General features: G+C 69.2%; 23 protein-coding genes and 3 pseudogenes. 13 read left to right on the top strand and 13 right to left on the bottom strand.

The genetic code is table 11. The features are described from left to right. Positions 1–393 precede the first annotated feature (393 nt). The 3 genes from AC5677_RS37925 to AC5677_RS37915 form a co-directional block, all read right to left on the bottom strand. Positions 394–624 carry an anti-sigma factor family protein gene (locus tag AC5677_RS37925; protein ID WP_497192418.1) on the bottom strand — a complete coding sequence of 77 codons (231 nt, stop codon included), beginning with the start codon at positions 622–624 and terminating at the stop codon, positions 394–396. Continuing rightward, positions 611–1,291: an RNA polymerase sigma factor gene (locus AC5677_RS37920; RefSeq protein ID WP_497192417.1), complete on the bottom strand. Its 681-nt coding sequence runs from the start codon at positions 1,289–1,291 to the stop codon at positions 611–613. The genes AC5677_RS37925 and AC5677_RS37920 overlap by 14 nt, the downstream gene beginning before the upstream one ends. 610 nt (positions 1,292–1,901) lie before the next feature. Beyond that, positions 1,902–2,507 carry a TetR/AcrR family transcriptional regulator gene (locus tag AC5677_RS37915; protein ID WP_497192416.1) on the bottom strand — a complete coding sequence of 202 codons (606 nt, stop codon included), beginning with the start codon at positions 2,505–2,507 and terminating at the stop codon, positions 1,902–1,904. A 143-nt stretch (positions 2,508–2,650) separates the two neighbouring features. Here AC5677_RS37915 and AC5677_RS37910 point away from each other — a divergent pair, with 143 nt between their 5' ends. Together AC5677_RS37910 and AC5677_RS37905 are read left to right on the top strand one after the other, a co-directional pair. Continuing rightward, the gene (locus AC5677_RS37910) at positions 2,651–3,013 is read left to right on the top strand and encodes an MFS transporter (RefSeq protein WP_497192415.1); all 363 of its coding nucleotides are present in this window, start codon (positions 2,651–2,653) and stop codon (positions 3,011–3,013) included. A gap of 52 nt (positions 3,014–3,065) precedes the next feature. Continuing rightward, positions 3,066–4,199, top strand: coding sequence for an FAD-dependent oxidoreductase (locus AC5677_RS37905; protein ID WP_497192414.1), 1,134 nt, complete (start codon positions 3,066–3,068; stop codon positions 4,197–4,199). A 99-nt stretch (positions 4,200–4,298) separates the two neighbouring features. Here the strand turns inward: AC5677_RS37905 and AC5677_RS37900 are convergent. Then, positions 4,299–4,454 (bottom strand): annotated as a pseudogene (locus AC5677_RS37900) (Tn3 family transposase); the annotation flags it as partial. Between the two features lie 35 nt (positions 4,455–4,489). Further along, positions 4,490–4,585, bottom strand: a pseudogene (locus tag AC5677_RS37895) (HNH endonuclease); the annotation flags it as partial. A gap of 288 nt (positions 4,586–4,873) precedes the next feature. Between AC5677_RS37895 and AC5677_RS37890 the strand changes: the two are divergent. Further along, a complete protein-coding gene (locus AC5677_RS37890) occupies positions 4,874–5,347 on the top strand; it encodes a DUF2071 domain-containing protein (RefSeq protein ID WP_497192413.1) in 474 nt (157 codons plus the stop codon). 258 nt (positions 5,348–5,605) lie between these two features. Here AC5677_RS37890 and AC5677_RS37885 read toward each other — a convergent pair whose 3' ends face one another. Continuing rightward, positions 5,606–6,433, bottom strand: a complete 828-nt coding sequence (locus tag AC5677_RS37885) for a helix-turn-helix domain-containing protein (protein WP_497196908.1) — start codon at positions 6,431–6,433, stop codon at positions 5,606–5,608. A gap of 111 nt (positions 6,434–6,544) precedes the next feature. Between AC5677_RS37885 and AC5677_RS37880 the strand changes: the two genes are divergently transcribed. Beyond that, complete coding sequence (locus tag AC5677_RS37880; RefSeq protein ID WP_497192412.1) at positions 6,545–7,258, top strand: SDR family oxidoreductase; 714 nt, start codon at positions 6,545–6,547, stop codon at positions 7,256–7,258. 237 nt (positions 7,259–7,495) lie between these two features. Here AC5677_RS37880 and AC5677_RS37875 read toward each other — a convergent pair whose 3' ends face one another. Next, positions 7,496–7,702, bottom strand: coding sequence for a hypothetical protein (locus tag AC5677_RS37875; protein WP_497192411.1), 207 nt, complete (start codon positions 7,700–7,702; stop codon positions 7,496–7,498). 107 nt (positions 7,703–7,809) lie between these two features. On the opposite strand from AC5677_RS37875, the gene AC5677_RS37870 reads away from it, so the two are divergent. Next, positions 7,810–8,322, top strand: a complete 513-nt coding sequence (locus AC5677_RS37870) for a cupin domain-containing protein (RefSeq protein ID WP_497192410.1) — start codon at positions 7,810–7,812, stop codon at positions 8,320–8,322. Further along, positions 8,292–8,717 carry a VOC family protein gene (locus tag AC5677_RS37865; protein WP_497192409.1) on the top strand — a complete coding sequence of 142 codons (426 nt, stop codon included), beginning with the start codon at positions 8,292–8,294 and terminating at the stop codon, positions 8,715–8,717. The genes AC5677_RS37870 and AC5677_RS37865 overlap by 31 nt, the downstream gene beginning before the upstream one ends. A gap of 365 nt (positions 8,718–9,082) precedes the next feature. Here AC5677_RS37865 and AC5677_RS37860 read toward each other — a convergent pair whose 3' ends face one another. After that, a complete protein-coding gene (locus tag AC5677_RS37860; protein WP_497196907.1) occupies positions 9,083–9,277 on the bottom strand; it encodes a TetR-like C-terminal domain-containing protein in 195 nt (64 codons plus the stop codon). Positions 9,278–10,390: 1,113 nt separating this feature from the next. After that, complete coding sequence (locus AC5677_RS37855) at positions 10,391–11,437, bottom strand: YybH family protein (RefSeq protein ID WP_497192408.1); 1,047 nt, start codon at positions 11,435–11,437, stop codon at positions 10,391–10,393. On the opposite strand from AC5677_RS37855, the gene AC5677_RS37850 reads away from it, so the two are divergent. Next, positions 11,430–11,591: a hypothetical protein gene (locus AC5677_RS37850; protein ID WP_497192407.1), complete on the top strand. Its 162-nt coding sequence runs from the start codon at positions 11,430–11,432 to the stop codon at positions 11,589–11,591. The genes AC5677_RS37855 and AC5677_RS37850 overlap by 8 nt on opposite strands. Positions 11,592–11,601: 10 nt before the next feature. Here the strand turns inward: AC5677_RS37850 and AC5677_RS37845 are convergent, their stop codons facing one another. Continuing rightward, a complete protein-coding gene (locus AC5677_RS37845) occupies positions 11,602–12,537 on the bottom strand; it encodes an SDR family oxidoreductase (protein ID WP_497192406.1) in 936 nt (311 codons plus the stop codon). Between the two features lie 155 nt (positions 12,538–12,692). Between AC5677_RS37845 and AC5677_RS37840 the strand changes: the two genes are divergently transcribed. Continuing rightward, complete coding sequence (locus tag AC5677_RS37840) at positions 12,693–13,652, top strand: GlxA family transcriptional regulator (protein ID WP_497192405.1); 960 nt, start codon at positions 12,693–12,695, stop codon at positions 13,650–13,652. A 206-nt stretch (positions 13,653–13,858) separates the two neighbouring features. Here AC5677_RS37840 and AC5677_RS37835 read toward each other — a convergent pair whose 3' ends face one another. Next, positions 13,859–15,193 (bottom strand): family 43 glycosylhydrolase, encoded by a 1,335-nt coding sequence (locus AC5677_RS37835; protein WP_497192404.1) that lies wholly within the window; start codon positions 15,191–15,193, stop codon positions 13,859–13,861. 79 nt (positions 15,194–15,272) lie between these two features. After that, on the bottom strand, positions 15,273–15,440 hold the full coding sequence (locus AC5677_RS37830; protein WP_497192403.1) for a hypothetical protein: 168 nt from the start codon (positions 15,438–15,440) through the stop codon (positions 15,273–15,275). A gap of 269 nt (positions 15,441–15,709) precedes the next feature. On the opposite strand from AC5677_RS37830, the gene AC5677_RS37825 reads away from it, so the two are divergent. The 4 genes and pseudogenes from AC5677_RS37825 to AC5677_RS37810 all read left to right on the top strand — a co-directional run. Then, positions 15,710–16,909 carry a sensor histidine kinase gene (locus AC5677_RS37825; RefSeq protein WP_497192402.1) on the top strand — a complete coding sequence of 400 codons (1,200 nt, stop codon included), beginning with the start codon at positions 15,710–15,712 and terminating at the stop codon, positions 16,907–16,909. Between the two features lie 20 nt (positions 16,910–16,929). After that, positions 16,930–17,643: a response regulator gene (locus AC5677_RS37820; RefSeq protein ID WP_497192401.1), complete on the top strand. Its 714-nt coding sequence runs from the start codon at positions 16,930–16,932 to the stop codon at positions 17,641–17,643. Positions 17,644–17,777: 134 nt separating this feature from the next. Then, positions 17,778–18,608 carry a helix-turn-helix domain-containing protein gene (locus tag AC5677_RS37815; protein WP_497192400.1) on the top strand — a complete coding sequence of 277 codons (831 nt, stop codon included), beginning with the start codon at positions 17,778–17,780 and terminating at the stop codon, positions 18,606–18,608. Positions 18,609–18,727: 119 nt separating this feature from the next. Beyond that, a pseudogene (locus tag AC5677_RS37810) lies at positions 18,728–18,834 on the top strand (IS5/IS1182 family transposase); the annotation flags it as partial. Positions 18,835–18,855: 21 nt separating this feature from the next. On the opposite strand, the gene AC5677_RS37805 reads toward AC5677_RS37810, so the two are convergent. Further along, on the bottom strand, positions 18,856–19,086 hold the full coding sequence (locus AC5677_RS37805) for a DUF3592 domain-containing protein (protein ID WP_497196906.1): 231 nt from the start codon (positions 19,084–19,086) through the stop codon (positions 18,856–18,858). On the opposite strand from AC5677_RS37805, the gene AC5677_RS37800 reads away from it, so the two are divergent. Beyond that, positions 19,051–19,236, top strand: a complete 186-nt coding sequence (locus AC5677_RS37800; protein WP_497196956.1) for a hypothetical protein — start codon at positions 19,051–19,053, stop codon at positions 19,234–19,236. The genes AC5677_RS37805 and AC5677_RS37800 overlap by 36 nt on opposite strands. Positions 19,237–19,301: the final 65 nt, after the last annotated feature.

Raw genomic sequence — 19,301 nt, 5'->3', positions numbered from 1 at the left:
AGTGCGCGGCCCATGGGATCCACGGCGGATTCGTCACGACCGCCACGATCGCCCCTGCGGGCAGTCCGGCGATGATGCCGAACAAGAGTCTTCTGAGCAGAGTCATGGACGTCTCCGGTAGTCGCATGACCTCTGCCCGGGGGGACGAGGGCGAAGGCCATGCGAAATCTGAGGGCTCCAGCGCCCGCTGTCGGACGTTCAGAGCGGACGCGCCTGCCGGGCGTTACAAGTCCCTTGGAGAGAAGGGCGCCGGCGAGGGGGTGGAGCGCGCGGAGACGTTTCGAGCACGCCGATCGGGCCGACCGGGCCCGGCGTAGGGAAGACCAGGTGGCATCCCGGCAGGAACCCGACGTGCGTGGAGAGTTGAACCCAGGCCCTACTGAGTACAGGGGATCACTGCCGCCGCCAGTCCCTGAAGGCGGTGAGCAGCTGCTGCCTGGCGTCTGGTGTGATGCTGTCCGGGGTCAGTTCGCCCGTTGCGGCGATCGTCTGACGGAATTGATCGAGGTAGCGCTCGCACCCGGAGCATTCCGCCAGGTGCTCGATGAAGCGCCGCTCGTCGTCTTCGGGCAGGGCGCCCTCGAGAAAATCGGTCACCAGCTCTACGAAGTCAACGCAGTCCACGGTCGTTCCCTCCCGCCGCGACATCATGGGCATCGGACAAGTAGACCTCCAGCCTACGACGTACGAAGGCTCTGGCCCGATGGAGGAGGACGCGTTGGTTTCCAGGCGAGATCTCCAGCAGGGAACAGACTTCCTCCGAGCCGTACCCTGCGACATCGCGAAGTGTGATCACCGTGCGGAGGCGGGGCGGGAGCTCTTCCAGCGCCTCCGTGATCATCTCGCGGACTTCGCCGCGCAGCACACGGTCCTCGGGAATGTGCCAGTGCCGCGGTTCCTGCCCGACGGCCCAGTGGCCGGCGTACCGCTCGCTCGGGCCGCGGAACCGAGCGGCGTCCACCGTCGGCCCTTCCTCCTCCGGCAACAGGCTGGCGAAGGGAACGGTCTTGCTCTCCTTCGCACCGCGCGCCCTGGCCGTGTTGACCAGGATCCGGTACACCCATGTCTTCAGGGATGAACGGCCTTCGAAGCCGCTGATCCCCTTGATGACCGCCAGCCATGTGTCCTGGACGGCCTCCTCTGCGGATGCCTTGGTCGACACGAACGACATGGCCAGCCGGAGCATGCCCCCTGACCAGCTGTCCAGCACCAGGCCGAACGCCTGCTCGTCACCGTCACGCAGCCGCTGGACCAGGACCTCGTCCGGCGGCAGTTCGCCTGCGCCCCCCATTCGCCTCTCCCCCTTGCCGGCCGTCAACTGGGAAGGTCAGCTTAGGGCAGCTCAGTGTGCGAGCTCTCATGCCGGTGCCCTCGTCATGTGCCGGTAAGGACATTCGCACCCGTGGCGATCGGGAGCGGGTGTGCCGGCCTCGCCGCAAGGCGCAGGAATTGCCCAACCGGGACCGTGTCCTCGAACCTGGCCCTCGCGCAGTCCAGCAGCGGACGCCGCCGACGCCGGCATATGGCATACCCGCACGACACCTCGACGTACGGCGCGGCCCAGTCCGCCGCGGTCGCTACTCGTCACCGCCGGTCAGCGGCATGACAGTCCGCAGTTCCCGCCGGTCCTGGAGGCATCCGGGTACCGCGAGAATCGCGCCTCCCCCACGCCGACGAGGCGTTCCCTGCACCATCCCCGAGAAGTCCGCCACGTCCGCAACCGCAAGAAGCTCGGCTCCCGTGGCGGCCGTCCTCCCGGCTTGCGGTCCGCTACCAGGCGACCGCGCTGGTTGCAGCCATCAACGAGTGGCTGTGACCGCCTGCCGTTGGCCAGTCGGGTCACGTTGCACTTGAACCATCTGCGGCCAAGGCTCTCGGGCGCCGGCAGACCGCCCGGCGGATCAAGCTTGGCGCCCATCTGGCCGCCAGCCGTTTTCGAGCAGGTCGAAGGCCCGCGTGATGGCCTGGCGGGCGTCGTCGTGGCCGCGGGCGGCACGAGGGGCTTCGAGTGCGAAGTGGGCCAGGGCGGCGCAGGCGGGGTCGCCCTCAGGAAGGCCGCTCTCCTGCGCGATGACCTGAGCAAGGGCTGCGGCATGCCGCAGCCACATGCCTTGGGCGTAGACGCATAGTGCCGGGGTGTTGTTGACCAGCTCGAAGAAGGCGGCGAAGTGGGCGTCGCCGTCGGCTGCGGCCATGCGGTAGCGCAGCGCGTGGTCGCGCAGAGCTGCCGGGATCGACTGGCCGCCGGGGCGTTCGCGTACGGCGGCGAGCAGTCGTGCCTCCTGGTCGGCGTCCTCGTCGAAGACAAGGGCTTCCTTGACGGGGAAGTGCTTGAACAGGGTGGTGGTGGACACGTCCGCGGCGTCCGCGATCTCGCGGATGCCGACGTCGTCGTAGCCACGCTCCAGGAACAGGCGCATCGCGGCGTCGGCGATGGCCTGCCGGGTGGCGGCCTTCTTGCGCTCACGGCGGCCTACGGGAGCGATCCCGCTGCGGGGGTCTGCCATGACTGCCATCCTACCGTCTTGGTTGAGCAGTTTAAAAAGTTGCATCGTTGCACTTATTGAGTTGGTGTGCTCTTCTGGAGTGGTGGCTGCGGGGCCTGCCGGGTCCCGTCCTCACTTCCCCCGTCCGAAAGGAGTGACCAGCCATGTTCACGACTGTGTCTCTTCCTCCCACCGCGATGCCCACGATCGTCAGCGACCTGGAGCACATCTCCTGGGTCGCGACCGCGTACACGCTTGCCACCGCCGCCATCACCCCGATCTGGGGCAAGTTGGGTGACCTGTTCGGACGCGAGCTCACGTATCTGGGCTCGATCGCCGTCTTCATCGCCGGGTCCGCCCTGCGTGGGGCGTCCCGGTCCATGGGCGAACTGACCGCCTTCCGCTTGGTGCACGGCATCAGTGCCGGCGGCATCGGTGCGGGCGCCTTCGCGCTGATCGACGCCCTCGTGCCGCCCGGCGAGCGCGGCAGGCACCTGGGCATGACCGCCTCCATGACGGCCAACTGACACCCCCTGCGCACCGCAGCACGCTGCCGCGCGACACGAACGGAGCACCACCATGACCACCACCCGCACCCCCCGCATCGCGATCATCGGCGCCGGTCCCGGCGGCCTGACCTGCGCCCGCATCCTCCAGCGCCACGGCTTCACCGCCACCGTCTACGACCACGAGACCGGCCCCCACGCCCGCAACCAGGGCGGCACCCTCGACCTGCACGAGGACAACGGCCAGATCGCCCTGCGCGAAGCCGGCCTCCTTGACGAGTTCTTCCGCCTGTCCCGCCCCGAGGGACAGGAGATGCGCCAGCTGAACCCGGCAGGCACAATCCTCTTCCACCACACCCCGGAAGAGGGCGAACGCTTCAAACCGGAGATCGACCGCGGCCACCTCCGAAATCTCCTCCTCGACTCGCTCCAGCCCGGCACCGTGCGCTGGGGCCACACCCTGCGATCCGTCAACGGCTCCTCCGAAGGTCCCCGCCGGCTGCACTTCTCCGACGGCATCACCGCCGAAGCCGACCTGGTCGTCGGCGCCGACGGCGCCTGGTCCAAGGTGCGACGCGCCCTCTCCGACGCCACCCCCCAATACAGCGGCGTCAGCTTCCTCGAAGCCTGGTTCCACGACGTCGACAACCAGCACCCCGACATCGCCGGACTCGTCGGACAGGGCGGCGCCGCCGCGGCCGACGGTGAGCGCGGCCTGTTCGCCCAGCGCAACAGCGGCGACCACATCCGCGTCTACATCATCCAGAGCGCCCCCGCCGACTGGATTGCCGCCGCCGGCCTGACCATCAAAGACACCGACAGCATCCGGACACTCCTCCTCAAGCAGTACCGCGACTGGTCACCGGCCTTGCGTCGCCTGATCACCGACAACGACGGCCGCTACGTCGACCGTCCCATCTACGCCCTGCCCGTCCCCCACACCTGGGACCACAACCCCACCATCACCCTGCTCGGCGACGCCGCCCACCTCATGCCCCCGCTCGGCGTCGGCGTCAACCTCGCCATGCTCGACGCCTGCGAACTCGCCCTCGCCATCGCCCACCACCACACCATCGACGACGCCCTCCGCGCCTACGAGAAGACCATGCTGCCCCGCTCCAACGAGATGCAGCGGCTCCTCGACCACGGCGCAGCGGATCTGCTGTCCGCCGAACTGCCGGACTTCGCCACCGCCGACACCCACTGACATCCCTGAAAGGGCGGATCCGGTCAGGCGCCGTCCGCGACCGAGCTTGGACTCTTGCCTGAGCCGGGCATCGGCATCGTGCGCACCCATCAGGAGCAGCGGGTCGCGCAGCGGGCGCAGGCCCTGGCCGGGGCCGCTGGCCTCGATGTTGCAGAGGTAGCGGCCCAGGGAGTTGATGTGCCGGTCCTTGAGCGGGGAGAGGCGGGCGACGTCCTCGTCCTTGATGTCGTGGCCCTCGACGCGGAGCTGCAACACCTACACCCGCGGCGAGGAGGTGCCTTGCGGTAGTTGCAGCCCGCGCAGGCCATCACGATGTTGTTGTCGTCCCGGCTCAGGCCACCTCGTGAGATGGGTATGACGTGATCGTTGGAGGTGCAGTTCCGCACTCGGCTCTGACCGGGAACGTTCACCGGGTCCGGTGATCAGGCTGTGGCCCTCGTGACCACTGGCCCCAGCGGATCCCCTTCTCACTGCGGATACGTGCGCGCTCGCGGCGCTGGGCGGCGAGGACGTCGGGGCGGCGGGCATGGGCGTTGCGCCGGCACAAATGCGGCCGGGACTTCGGCACGCTCCCGAACTCCCGCGGAGGGAGCGGGCGCACTGTCCGCCGATCAGCGGACTGCGCGCAACGAGGCCCACTCGGCGCCGCCCGCCCGCTCAGCTGTCGGGGGCTGATGACCGGGACGATCGCGGTCCGCCCCGTGGACTGCCGCGTGGGTCTGCCACCGTGGTCCGGCGCGCTCGGACCATACAGAAGCCAACTCCGGTCGCTTCCATCGCTTCCATCGCTTCCATCGCTTCCGACGCTCCCGTCACGCCTGCCCCCGTCACTCCCCTCACCCCTGACTCCCCTCGCCCCGGACGCTCCCGCCCTCATACGCTGCCCACTGCTCACCCAACGGTGGCTCGATGTGGCGTTCATCGACCGGTCCGTCGAACCGGGCGTCGTGGCGGGGCTGTTGCCGCCCGGGACGACGTCGGACGTGCAGGACGGGGTCACGTATGCCGGGCTTGTGGCCTTCCGGATGCGCCGGGCGGGCCGGCTCGGGCTCGCCGGCGTCGGTGGTCGAGGTGTCCTGAGCAGTGGTGCCGGCGCCGTCGACGAGGACGCACACCCCGCCGCCCCCCGCCTGGATACGCACCAATGACGCGGCTGCCGACGTCGAACTGCAGACCGCCCCGTCCGCTGACCACCTCACCGTTGGGAAGGACGGCGACAGTCTCGTGGATACTGAGGCTTTCGGCTCGGGGCGATGTCATGGCGGACCATCGGCGTAAATGCCCCTGCCGCAACGACGAACACTGACGGGCCGGGTGGTTTCGCACGTGCGGTACCAGACCGCCCCGCCGAGCAGCAGTGGTGTCAGCGGCTGCTGCCCGTCAGACCACCACTTCGACTCGCGAGTTCACGCCGTCCCCGCGTCCTCGGTGGTCATTGCCAGCAGGACCAGGGCGTCGTGCTCGGCCGTCCCAGGCGGGGCCTGGTAGATCAGCATGCGCTGGCCGTCGCCGGCACGGGTGAGCACCTCGTTGGCGAGCCTGATCGGACCGACCGCCGGGTGCCGGAACGCAGTCTCGCCCCCACGCTTGACCCACACCTCGTGCCGGCACCACAGAGCGGCGAACTCGCCGCTGGCCGAAGACAGTTCGGCAACCAGCGCGGCGGTGCGCTCCGGCGCGGTCAGTTCAGCGGTGTGCAGGTGCGCGACGCAGTTACGCGCCACCCGATCCCAGTCGGCGAACAGGATTCGCGCGGCCGCGTGCAGAAAGGTGTACCGGATCGTGTTGCGCTGCCCTGCCGGCCAGTCACTGAGCCCCGGCATCAATGCGAGGCCCTCAGGATTGGCGGCCAACACATCGTTGATCTCGTCGAGTACGTACGCCGGGCTGGGTCGGACCGACTCCAGCAGCAGCCGCAGGCCAGGGACGGCCTGTTGGGAATCACCCAGCTGGCGACGCGGTGTCCGCCCGGCGACCTGGTCGGCAAGACCGAGCAGGTGGGCGTGCTCGTCAGCGCTCAGGCGCAGAGCCCGAGCCAACGCGCTCAGTACCGCGTCGCTGGGCGCAGTCTCCCGCCCCTGCTCGATCCGGATGTAGTAGTCGACGCTCACACCGGCCAGCGCAGCCAACTCCTCGCGGCGCAGCCCGGGTGTGCGCCGGATGCCCGGACCGGTGGGCAGCCCGACATCGGCGGGGCCGATCTGCCCGCGTCGGACCCGAAGAAACGTGGCCATCGCGTTCACGGCTTCGATTCTGCCACCGATCGATGCGCGCCTGGGTGGCCGCGGCACGGCTAGGAACCACGCGGCCTCCCCGGAACCGATTCGGCGGTGCAGCCTCGCATCATGACCAACGCGATCATCATTGGTGGCGGCTCCGGCATGGGCCTTGCCCTGGCCCGGAACCTGCTCGCCGAGGGCATGGATGTAACCATCGTCGGCCGATCCGCGAACCGGCTCGCGGCGGCTCGGGCGGAACTGGAGGCTGCCGAACGCGGCGAGATCAGCACGTTCGCGGCCGACATGGCGCGGGAGGAGGATGTGGCCGAACTGTTCGCCCAGGTGGAGCGAGTGGACCACGTGGCGGTCACCGCCGCGGACGCGACGGGCGTGTACGGGCGGACCGCCGACGTCGCCACCGCAACCGCACGGTCCGTCGTGGACACCAAGCTGCTCGGTGCCTGGCTGATCGGCAAGCACGCGGCCGGGAAAGTCACCGGCTCGATCACCTACACCTCGGGCATCAACGCCTACCGACCGAACGGGTCGAACACGATCATGGCCGCAGCCAACGGCGCGCTCGCATCGCTGGCCTACGGGCTGGCGATAGAACTGGCGCCGGTGCGAGTGAACGTGATCTCCCCCGGCTGGGTGGACACCCCCATCTGGAACCAACTCGGCATGGACAAACAGGCAGCCTTCGCCGAGCTGGCCGAGCGACTCCCCGTCCGCCGTGTCGGCACCCCCGACGACATCGCCCAGGCATTCTTGTCGTTGATGCGCAACGGCTTCATCACCGGGACCGTGCTGCACGTCGACGGGGGACACCGCATCACCTGATCCGGCACCAGGACGCCCACACCCCGCGCCGCCCGCCCCCCCGGAAAGGGATTCACGCCAAGCTGTGAATCCCTTTGCGCGTAACGCTTCAACCCGCTGGTGAAGGTTTCGTCGGTGCCCTCGATCGTGGACCGGCTTCCTCCCCGAACCCGACAGCCCCCCCGCAGAGGGAGGGGAGCTTCGTGGCCAACCGAGTCCCTTTCGGTTTCTCCCGTCTCACGGGATCTGGTCTGGATCTCAGTTGATCTGGCCCCATTCCTGCATGCGCAGGGCCGCGGCGGTGCGGTCGGATCCGGGCTGCGAGATCACTGGGTGGGAACCGGAGCCGATCAGCGCCCGGAAGGGGGAGGGGCGGCTCGCCGCGGCCGCGTTGCAGAGGTCGCCCGCGATGACGTCGCCGGAGGCGAGCGGCTGACCGCGACCTGGGCGGCCAGGCTCTTCCATTCGTCGCCGGTCCGGTCGTACGCCCCGTTCCTCCGGGCAATTGACCCAACTTTCCGGTGCTGAAATGGCCTGGCCAGTGGGGCACTTCGGGCCGTAGAGTCATGATCATGACTGAGGAAACCACCCCCGCCACCACTCTCCCTGCGGTGCTGACCCGCCACGCGGACGCTGAGACCTGCGCCGACCCGAGCAGTGTGATGACCCTGCTGGCCGAATCGGACGCCACCGGCGCCGGCGGCTTCACCAGCTACCGATCCACCTTCAGCACGGGGGCCGTGGGGGCGCCGGCCCACTTCCACACCAGGGCCACGGAGCTGTTCTTCGTGATCAGCGGGTCCCTGCAGGTGCTGGTGGGAGACGAGGTCACCGTCCTGAACACCGGCGACTTCCTGGCGGTGCCGCCGCACACCCCGCATGCCTTCGCGGCGGCGCCCGGCGCCGAGGCCGACGTCCTGTTCGTATTCACCCCGGGCATGGGCCGGTTCGACTATCTGCGCCTGCTCGGCCGGGTCATGCGCGGTGAGGCCGACCCGAAGGAAATCGCCGAATCCGCGGAACGCTTCGACAACCACTACGTCGACAGCCCGGTATGGCGTGCCGCTCTGGAGCGCTCGGCGTGATCGACTCCACGAGCCACATCCGCGTGGCCCGCCCCTCGCGGGACCTCGCCGCCGCGGAACGCTTCTACACGGACGGCCTCGGACTCGAAGTCCTGTGGCGCACCACCGAGCACACGCCGGGCGAGCACGACCTCCTCATGGTCGGACTGCCCGGCGGGTCCTGGCACTTCGAGCTGACGCACGACCCCGAGCGTCCGCTGGAGCCCACCCCGACCGTGGACGACCTGTTCGTGGTCTACCTGGGGACCGCGGTGGACGAGGCCCTGATCGCCCGGCTGGTCGCTGCCGGCGGAGCCCGGGTCCCCGCGCACAACCCGTACTGGGACGAGCACGGTGTGACGATCAGCGACCCGGACGGCTACCGCCTCGTCCTGTGCACCCGCACCTGGGGCTAGTTCACCTGAAACGTGCGGCATCCCCCCACGAGGCTCTGAACCTCTTCCGGGCGGCAACAGCACGTTCGTCGCCACCGGCCCAGATCAACTGAGACCGGGCGGCGATCCATGCGCCGCAGACCAGATCAATCCAGATTTCCCAATGCCCGGCATCTCGGTTGATCTGGTCGTGGCCGGTCACAGCCAGGGGCTCGGACCGGATCAATTGCGATGGGACACGGTTCTCCCGACTGACACATCACGTTCTGCGTCACCACCCCGGTCGAGGTGCTGCACGGCATCCATCGTGGCTCGGCGAGGTGACAACTTCCCAGGCAGCCTCGCGCGGCGGCACGCGGCTGCCGACTAACTTGCTTCGCCGGCCTCTATCGCTTTCGTGGTCCGGGGCTCATCCCGGTGAAGATCGCTTGCAGGACACGGTCGATGTAGTCACGGGTGATCGGCTGCTGCGTGATCAGGAGTCTGTAGTACAGGGGGCTGGACAGGATGCCGAACGCCAGGTCGAGGTCGAAATCGGGCGCGATTTCCTCCTGCTCCTTGGCGGCTTTGAGGCGCGCCAGCGTGTCGGCGGTTTGCGGCTCGATGAATCGCTGGTTGAGCGCGGTGGCGAGCGGACATGCCCCGCGACGAGAACACCCGCTTCGGTTTCACCATCGAGACCACCGCACTGGCATCGCCCGAGCCGGGAAGCATCGAGGCCGCCTTCGCCGATGCCGAACTCGGGCTCAGCATCGCCGATCTTCACCAGGCACGCCCGGAGGTCCTTGGCGACGCCGGCCTTGCCCCGGGCCCCGATCGCATCCGGAGGGTCGGGCCCGTCGTGCCGCCTCCCCCACCAGCAGTGGCCCGAAGATGCCGAGCGCGCCGTGTTCGGCAAGGATGGGCAGTGCATCTTCTCGTGCACCTCCCCGCCTCCGGAACCCGCGCCGGCGGCGGGGAGAATTCTGCACGGGCGAGCGGAGGGCGCAACAGACTTGCCGCAGAGTCCGAGGCCCCAGACGCCTCCGGATCCGCACGTCGACGGCAAGCACCAGGGCATCGCTGCAGGCCCGATCTCGCCAACGCCAACGCCAACGCCCGCTCCGCCCGTCTGGCCGCCCGGGTCCAGCAGCTGGAGAACCCCCCGTCCAGACGCCTCGGGGAAAGGGCGCGGAGTGAATCCGGACTGGGTGCCTGCGCCGACGTTGCCGAACTGGGGTGAGGTGTACGTCCCGTGGGGGCGGGGTGGACAAGGTCATGGCCATGTCGAGGAGGATCATGGCCTCGTGGTCGGGGTACCGGGTTCGCGCCTCGGGCCGCTCCCGGGAGCGGGTACGCCCGGCCCTGCGTCGACGCGGTCGCCCGGCACCTCGCCGAGCGAGGCCCGGCCGCCCGCCGGAGGGGAGACGCCGTACGGACAACGGGAGGCCAACGGCATGAAGCTCCGGTTGGACGGAGCGCCCTGATCTGCCGCCTGCTCCGACCGGAGGTTCGCTGCGTACGGGCGGGCCGACGAAGGAGCGTCACATCCCTCGGCGCCGCGGTCAGGTCAAGACGGCTGTGCATGTCCAGCTCAAACCGGCCGTAGGGGTTCAGGTGCGTCCAGCACAGCGGGGACAGCGCCCGCCGGTCCGCGTCGGTGAGCACGTCGGCATGCCAGACCGCGCACGAACCTGACGAAGCCCCACTACTGGCTAGCTGAAGAAGGGGTCGTCCACCACGTGCGCCCAGCCGCCGTCCGGCTGGCGTCGGAGGATCTCCGTGGTGGTGGAGACGACCGGCTCGGGGCCGACACCGGTGAGGGTGGCGGTGTTCGATACCAGGGCGACGTCGTCCACCTGCCGGATCTCGCGCAGTTCGAGCTTGAGGCGGGCGCCCGTGTCGATCAGCTGTTGCAGGCCCTCCCGGATGGGCGCGGTGCCTACGAGGTGGGTTCCAGGGGTGGGGACGAAGTGGGCGTTCGGCTCGTACAGCGACATCAGGCCCTCGATGTCACCCGCCTCCAGGTACTCCGTGAACATGGCCCCCACCTGCTCGGGCGTCTCGGCGCGGCGCCGGGCCGCGGCGCCGACGGGCTTGTCGCCCCAGCCTGCCGCGGGGAGCAGGTCGTACCAGTCGGGGAGGACGCCATAGGGCAGATGGTGGCGGAGCAGGGAGCCCGGGAAGGTCATCGGGGACGCCTTGTGGGGCTTGGCCTTCGCCTGGGTGACGATTGCGTCGCTGAGCGCGTAGGCCAGGTCCATGCGGGGGAGCAGGGCGTGCACCTCGTCGGCGAGGCCGGGCGGAAGGTCCTCACGCCGGATTCCGAGGATGTCGGTGCCGATGCCGGCATGCGCCAGCGCCACCTCTGTGCCCTTCCGCCCGGCGATGCCTTCCGAGGTGTGCAGGGCGATGGCGTCCCAGGCGATGGCGATGCGCCGCTCCTCGACGCCGCGTTCGCGGAGGAAGGCCGCTGCGGTGTCGGCGCCGTCGACTTCGAATCGCTGGTCGCCGTTGCCCTCCTCGCTGATCCCGATGTCGTGCAGGACGCAGCTGAGGAACAGCAGTTCATCGTCGTAGTCGGTAGTGGCGTTCAAGCCCTGGCTCTGGGCGTGGGCTCGGGCGAAGACGTAGCTGCGCACGCTGTGATGGAAGACGAAGTCCGGCGTGGCCCTGGCCACGTAGGTGTAGGCGTCCCGGGTGAGGCCGGTGTCGGGGAGGCGGAGCTGCGCGAAGACGGGCAGGGTTGCGTCAGTGGTCATGGTGTGGCTCTTTCGTTCGGGCCGTGCGACGGAAGCGGAGTGCGTGCAGGCGGGTGGTGAATGGGCAGATCCGCGCGGCCACTTGTTCGGCGCGTCGATCGACGGCACGCCGGTCGGCGGTGCCGGCGTGACGAGCGTGGCCTACGTCCGGTGATGGCGGCGGATCACATCGTGCGGGTCCAGGCTGCTTCCTGGACCTCTTTGATGAGCTCCTCGGTCGCCGGGGGCCAGACGTTCCGGTACTTTCCCTGCTCGGCGCCGATGATCTCGACCATCTTGTCGATCATGTCTTGCGGCTCGTACTGGTCGGCCAGGATTTCCGCGAAACGGGCCCTCACGTCCTCGGTCCGGTTGAAGTTGACCGCGTCGTCCAGCCAGTGGAAGGTCGTGTCCGCGATGCGGTCGTTGAACCCGGTCAGGTACGCCCCGGGGTTGATGGTCTGAACGGTGATGCCGGTCGGCGCGAGCTCGTCGCGCAGGGTCGCCGCGATCGCCTCGAGCGCGTGCTTGGTCGCGCAGTACGGCCCAAGGTCAAACGCGGTGAGCATGCCTCCCATCGAGCTGACGATGACGACGCGGCCCGCCGTGCCGGCGTCCACCCAGGTGCGGATCACCCGCTGGATGAGTTCCAGGTTCGCGAAGATGTTCGTCTCGAACGTGCGCCGGACCAGCTCGACCGGGATCTCCGCCAGCGGCCCGCAGTCACCGATCGCGGCATTGCTGACGAAGGTGTCGAAGTCCCAACCGGAGACAGTCGCGATGTCGCGCGCGTCCAGGACGTCCAGATTGACGACCGTGACGCGGTCCCGCAGGCCGAGTTCCTCGATGTGCTTGCGCAGTTCGGTCACCTGCGGCCAAATTTCCGTGGTGGCGATGACCTGGTGCCCGGCTCGGGCCAGGCCGATGACGGTGCCGCGTCCCAGGTCGGTGCCGGCGCCGGTGATCAGGATCTTCTTCAGGACCGACCCGTCCATGCGGGCGAACGCGACCAGGTACCCGCCGCCGACGAGGACCGCGATGTTCATCGCGACGCCGGTCTCCACCGCGTGGGCGCTCGCCCTCTCGATCACGGTGAGGTCTCGCGGTGCAGGTCCGGTCATGCGTCTTCGACGACGCTGTGCACCATCACGGTGCCCGGGAGCGCCAGGCGACGTCTTTACCAGTCATGAAGCGACCGTAGGCGCGATCCGGGCGAAGGAGTCAGTGGCATGAATGCCATGTAGCGATAGAATCGTGCCATCGGCTGGGAGGTGAGATGTCAGGCGAAAAGCACCGCGTGGTCGTGGTGGCTCTCGAGAACGTCCTCGCACTCGACATCGGGATCCCGTTGCAGGTCTTCGGCAGCTGGCCGGATGGGCCCTACACGCTGACGGTGTGTGCGGAACAGCCCGGGCTCGTTGCGATGCACGGCGGCCCCGTCTTGTCGGTCGCCGATGGGTTGGACGCCCTGGCCACCGCAGACACCGTGATAGTCCCGGGATACCTGGAACCCGACACCCCCTCCGCAGCGGTCACCGCCGCACTCGCGGAGGCCGCGGCGCGGGGCAGCCGCATGGTGTCCATCTGCTTGGGCTCGTTTGCCCTCGCCGCCGCCGGCCTGCTCGACGGCCGACGGGCCACCACACACTGGCAGTACGCAGCAGCACTGGCGAAGCAGTACCCACAGGTGACCGTCCAGTCGGAGGCTCTGTACATCGACGAAGGCCAAGTGCTGACCTCCGGCGGCGTCACCGCCGGCCTCGACCTGTGCCTGCACCTCGTCCGCCGCGATCACGGCACCCGACTGGCGAACCAGCAAGCACGTCTGCTGGTCGCCGCACCGCACCGCGCGGGCGGCCAGGCCCAGTTCATCGACCTGCCGGTGCCCCCCGACCCGGATGACGGACCGGCGCCGGTGTACGAGTGGGCCCTGCACAACCTGCACCAGCCGCTCACCGTCGACCAGCTGGCGCGCCAGGCCGGGATGTCGCGCCGCACCCTTATCCGCCGCTTTCACGCCGACACCGGCCGACCGCCCATGCGTTGGCTGCTCGACGCAAGACTCGGCCTCGCACGAGAACTCCTGGAATCGAGCGACCTGACGGTGGAAGCGGTCGCACGGCGCTGCGGCCTGGGCACGCCGGCCAACTTCCGGACCCTGTTCAAAGCCCACGCCGGAGTACCACCCCGCGCGTACCGCGAGACGTTCACCTCGGCCCCGCTGAGCAAGGATTGATTCGCCGAGAACGACGTGCGGGCCTGACTGGAGCAGTGGCCCCGCTCGACTCCGGCAGCAGAGGACTCGATTCCTGGCCCGACGAGCCGGAGATGGAGCGGAACGTCAACTGCATGAGGGCCCCAGGTGCGGCCGCCCCGCGGAGCGGGGGCAGGCGGTGCGTGGGTCGGGCTCCCGGGCGCGGCCGTCGTCGCGGGCGCATGGCTTCACCCTTGGTCGCGGCGTTTCACATACAGGCGGTTGCCCTCGGAGCCGGTCCACTCCAGGCGTACGACGCCCGCGACTGCGGAGTCGGCGCGGCGCGAGGGGTCCGCCCAGTAGCCGTGGGCCGGGTTGCGGAAGAACGTCGCCCACAGGCCGCCCTCGTGGTCCTCGAAGAAGTTGTTGTGCCCGGCCCCTACGCCCGCGGTCCAGCGCCGCGAGTACGGGCCCTCGAAGCGGTCGGCGACCGCGACCACCGCGTCGTACTGGTACTGCGCGCGGCCGTTGCCGGGCGGGTCGTAGGCATGGCGGGTGCTGCCGTCCGTGTTCTTCGAGGTGCAGTCCCAGGCGGCGTGTACCAGGAAGTACTTGCCGCCGTGCTTGAAGACGTGTGCGCCCTCCAGATAGGGCTCGGGTGTGTATGGCTGCTGCTGGAACCGCGGCAGCCCCGTCGTCGGGACGATGTCCTCCATGTCGTCGCGGAACTTGGCGTAGACGTGGTTGTGCAGTACCAGCCAGGCGTCGTCGCCCTCGGTGTAGAGGCCGCCGTCGATGTGATGGTAGGCACCGGGCTCGACGAAGTCCGGGCCGCCGGGGACGACGTCCCCGAAGGGCTTCTTCAGGCTGCCCTCGATCAGCCGGTACGGGCCCGCCACGCCGCCCTCGCTGACCAGCATGAACGTGCCGACCAGCTTGGAGTGGTCGCCCATGCACGCCACCAGGTACCACCTGCCGCGGAAGCAGTGCAGCTCCGGGGCCCAGACGTCGCCGCGCTTGCCGAACTCGCCGTCGTCCTCCCAGTGTTCCTGCCAGGGCGCGACGACGGTGCGGCCCGGCCGGTTCTCCCCGACGAACTCCGGCGACCAGACCTTGCCCTTCTCCGCGCCGGGCCGGATACCGGTGGTGTCCGCGAGCTTCCATGGGCCGTCCACGGAGGGAGCCGTCCACACGAACAGGCCGTCGTTCCACGGGCCCGGCCCCTTGGTGCCGGCGGCGCGGGTGGTGCCCGTGGCGACGTACAGCGGCTTGCCGTCGACGACAAAGCAGTTGACGTACGTGTCGCGCATCCACACCCGGCCGAGCTCCTCGTCGCGGGGCCGGAGCTCCAGCGGCAGGATCCGCGAGTTGTCCTCCCGCGGCCATAGATCCTCGCGCGTGTCCGCCAGGCCGTACGGCTTGAGCTCGGGCCAGTTCGGCGGGAATGCCTGCCGCGCGTTCCCCGCGGCAGCCTGCGGCAGCACCCCCGCCACCCCCGCTACTCCTGCTACTACCGCCCCGGCGGCGCCGGCCAGCAGTGAGCGCCGGCCGACAGGTGCGCTGTTCTTGTCTTCGGTGGTCATCCGAGACTCCCATGACTATCCGTCAAATTGTTCACTGGTAGGTCAGTCGGTCACTGGTACGTCAGTCGGTCACTGGTTTTCATCCCGCGTGCTCCGGCTCCCGCTCCTCGGGCCCGAAGGCGGACAGCGTGGTGTCGTAGGCCATCTCGACGTCGCACATCGGCGCCATCCAGCAGTAGAAGTTGTCCTCCCGTTCGGGGAGCAGGTTGTACAAGCGCCGGGTGAGTACCGTGCGTATGCCGCGCATCTCCGGGTGTTCGTACTGGTTGTGCAGCTCATCGGGGTCTGTTTCAAGGTCGTGCGGCGCCGAAGAGGAGGTTCTGGCTGCCGACGGCGGCAGCGACCAGCAGGGCTCCGAACGCGGTCACAGCCAGGCCGATCGTGTTGCGGCGGCGAGGTCCATCCTTCGGTGTGGTGGGCGTGCCGCGGCTCCACCAAAATGCCGAAGCGGCCGCTTCCCTCCCTCGGTCGAAAGGCTGACGTGGCGGGCACGGCGCTGTCGTAGCGTGACCTGCCATGAACTCCTCCTTCCGGGACCGTCCCCGTACCCGGCAAGCCCTCTTGTGCCTGGTCGGCGCCGGCCTGGTCGTCCTCGTGGCGCTGGAGGGGCTGAACGCTCCGTACCTGCCGGTGGCTGCGGCGACGGCAGTCTCCGGGGTGCTGTGCCTGGCCGCCCTGGTCGTGCCGGAACGTCTGTTCGCACGGCAGGTCGCACTCGCCGCGGCCGTCTCGTCCGCCCTGACCGTGATGGAGACGCAGCTGCCCCACCGTCCCGTGAACACTCCGGGTCTGGTGGAGCTGTGCGCACTGCTGCTGCTGATCACCCGCGCCGTGCGGCGCCACCCTCCGCGGAAGGCGGTCGCACTGGCCGCCGGACCGGCTCTCGCCGCCATCCTGCTGCCGTTGCGGATTGCCGAGCGAGACCACCATCTCGTGAACCTGATCACCCTGATCGCCGTGTACGCGGTGCCGTTCATGGCGGTGCTCGGTTGGTGTCTGCGCCTGTGGGACACGCTGCGCGACAGGGAACGCGAGGCCATCCGGCAGGCCCAGCGCCTGGAGCAGGCACGGGAGTTGCACGACTTCGTGGCGCACCACGTCACGGCGATCGTCGCTCAGACCAAGGCCGCGCGCTTCGCGGCCGCGGCCGGCCACTCCCAGTCCCCTGAAGACCTGGACCGGATGCTCGCCCAGATCGAGCGGGCCGGATCTCAGGCGATGGGGTCGATGCGCGCCATGGTCTCCGAGCTTCGGGACACCACCGCACCCGCCGCGACCCGCCCCACGGGCGACCTGGGCGGGCTGCGCGACCTTGCGCAGGAGTTCTCCGCGGCGGGACCGCCCACGACCCTGACCCTCGATCCGCAGCTCGCCGACCGCCGGCTCCCGCCCGAGATCACCACCGCGGTTCACCGCGTGGTGCAGGAGGCACTGACCAACGTCCGCAAGCACGCAACCGGAGCCAACCGGGTCGAGGCGCGGGTCGAGGTGCAACCCGGCGCCCCGGACCGGCTGGAGGTCTCGGTGACCGACGACGGCCGGGGCAGCACTCCGACCGCCAGTGACAAGGCGGACGGCCGCGGCTACGGCCTGATCGGCCTCGCCGAGCGGGTCGAGGGACTCGGCGGGCGCATGACCACCGGGCCGCAGGACGGCAGCGGCTGGCGCGTCCTGGCCGTCCTTCCCCTGGACCCCGAGTCCTCCGCCGGCCGATGACCGGCGTACCTCCTGCGAACATGTCCGGCATGACGATCCGGGTTCTCATCGCCGACGACCAGGACATGGTCCGTGCCGCGTTCCGTATGATCCTCGACTCCCAGCCGGACATTCAGGTCGTCGCCGAGGCGGCGGACGGGGCCGCGGCGGTCGAGCAGGCCCGGCGGCTACGCCCCGACGTCTGCCTCCTGGACATCCGCATGCCCGAGCTGGACGGCCTGGAAGCCACTCGCCTCCTCGCCGGGCCGGGCGTCCAAGACCCGATGAACGTCCTCATCGCCACGACCTTCGACGTCGATGAATACGTCTACCGCGCCCTCCGCAACGGCGCCTGCGGCTTCCTTGTCAAGGACGGCGCCCCCAGCCTGCTCATCGAAGCGGTGCGCGCCGCGGCCGCGGGGAATTCGCTGATCTCCCCTTCGGTGACCGTCCGCCTGCTCGCGCACATGGCGCCGCGTCGCAGGCGGCCGACCGCCTCTGAGGTCCGTCCGGTCCGTGGGGGAGCGCGCGGACCGGGTGGGCTGGTCGAGCCTCTGACCCAGCGTGAACTCGATGTCGTACGCCTTGTCGCACGCGGACGTACCAACGAGGAACTGGCCGCCGAGCTCTACGTCACCCTGTCCACGGTCAAGACCCACCTCGGCAACGTCCAGCGCAAGCTCGCCGCCCGCAACCGGGTCGAGATCGCCGCCTGGGCCTGGGAGAACGGGATCTGCACCAGCGGCCAGGACTGAGGGTCTCCTACGGGGCTTGCGCCGCGACGACCGACCATGCCGTGACGGCATGGTTTCGGATGACGTGAGTCAGGGCGGCCGACCGATACCCGAGCAGTCGCCGATACCCGAGCAGTCGGAACGGAGTGCGGGCCATGGCATGGAGCACGCGTGAGATCGCCGAGCTCGCGGGCACGAGCCTGCGAGCGGTGCGGCATTACCACGAGGTCGGCCTGCTCGACGAGCCGGTGCGCCGCACCAACGGCTACAAGCAGTACGGCGTCGCCCATCTCGTCCGGCTGCTGCGCATCAAGCGCCTTGTCGACCTGGGGTTCTCGCTGTCCCGGATCGCCGAGATGGGCGATGCCGACGATCATCCGGAGGAGGCATTGCGTGCGCTCGACGCCGAACTCGCCGCCACCATCGAGCGGTTGCAACGGGCCAGGACGGAACTCGGCTTCATACTGCAGAAGTCGGTTCCGACCGACCTGCCGCCGGAGTTCGCCACGGCCGCGGCCGGCACTCCCATGCCCGAGGCGGAGCGCTCGTTCGTCACCGTGATGAGCAGGGTGCTCGGCCCGAAGGGCATCGCGGCCTACGCCGAACTGTTGCGAAACCCCGTCGAGGATCCTGCCGGCGACGCCTTCGCACGGCTGCCCGCCGACGCCGACGAGCAGACCCGTGCCGAGGTGGCCGAAGGCCTGGTCGCCTACGTGCTGGAGCTGTGGCGGCAGAACCCGGGGCTGAGCACACTGTCCGCCGACGCCCCGCGCGGCGAGAAGTACGCGAAGAAGACCGTCGGCAGCGCCTTCCAGGAGATCTACAACGAAGCCCAGGCGGACGTCCTGCACCGGCTTGGCGCCCTGCTGACCGAAGCGCGACGCACCCCGGCCTCGCGACCGGCGGACCCGAGCGAGGAACATGAGGCGACGCCGAAAGGCCGAGTGCTGAGTGCCGAGTGCCGAGTGCTGAGTGCTGAGTGCTGAGTGCTGAGTACGATGTCGGGATCGGTCAGTCGTTGTCTCCCGACTTGCCGAACTCCTCGATCAAATAAGCCATCGCGCGCGTCGGTCTCGAGCGCCGCGGCCCCGTCCATACTCCTTCCCGCCGACTCAGCCCCCGCTACGAGTGCAACTCCCGCAATTACCTCGCCTTTCTCGGCCTCGCAGCACCCTGTGCCGCTACAGGCGGTTCCTCAAACTGACCATGTAGCACACGGTCTGAGGAACAAGCTCAACGACCGGTGGCGAGCATCCAGATCCCGATGGCCGTGAACAGGGTGCCGCCCGCGAGACGAGCCGCGACCTCCGCAATCCGTCTCCTTGGGAGGTCGATTCGCGCGCTCTTCGGGGCCTCGGGAAGGTAGCGCACCGGGACCCCACCGCCCACGGGAAGGCCCTTGACTCCGGATGACCCGGCCTGGAACGTGTGCCGACTCCCCTGCGCATCAACGAATTCGACCACCGCGAAGTAGACAAGGCCACCATCATTTTCGGAGCCTTCCACGTGGTGGCGGACCACCAGGCCCCCGACGCGGATCCCCTCGCGCTGGAGGCGGTACTGGACCACGGCCTCATGGGTGCCGAACCCGAGGCAGGTGAGACCTGCCAGTAGCGACATCGCAACCCACACCGCTGCCTCCCCTTCCATGCTTTGCACGACCCTTCGGGTACCTCCTG

The sequence above is a fragment of the Streptomyces sp. JLSY215 genome, from assembly GCF_059682825.1.
This window is presented reverse-complemented; position numbering and strand designations above follow the sequence as displayed.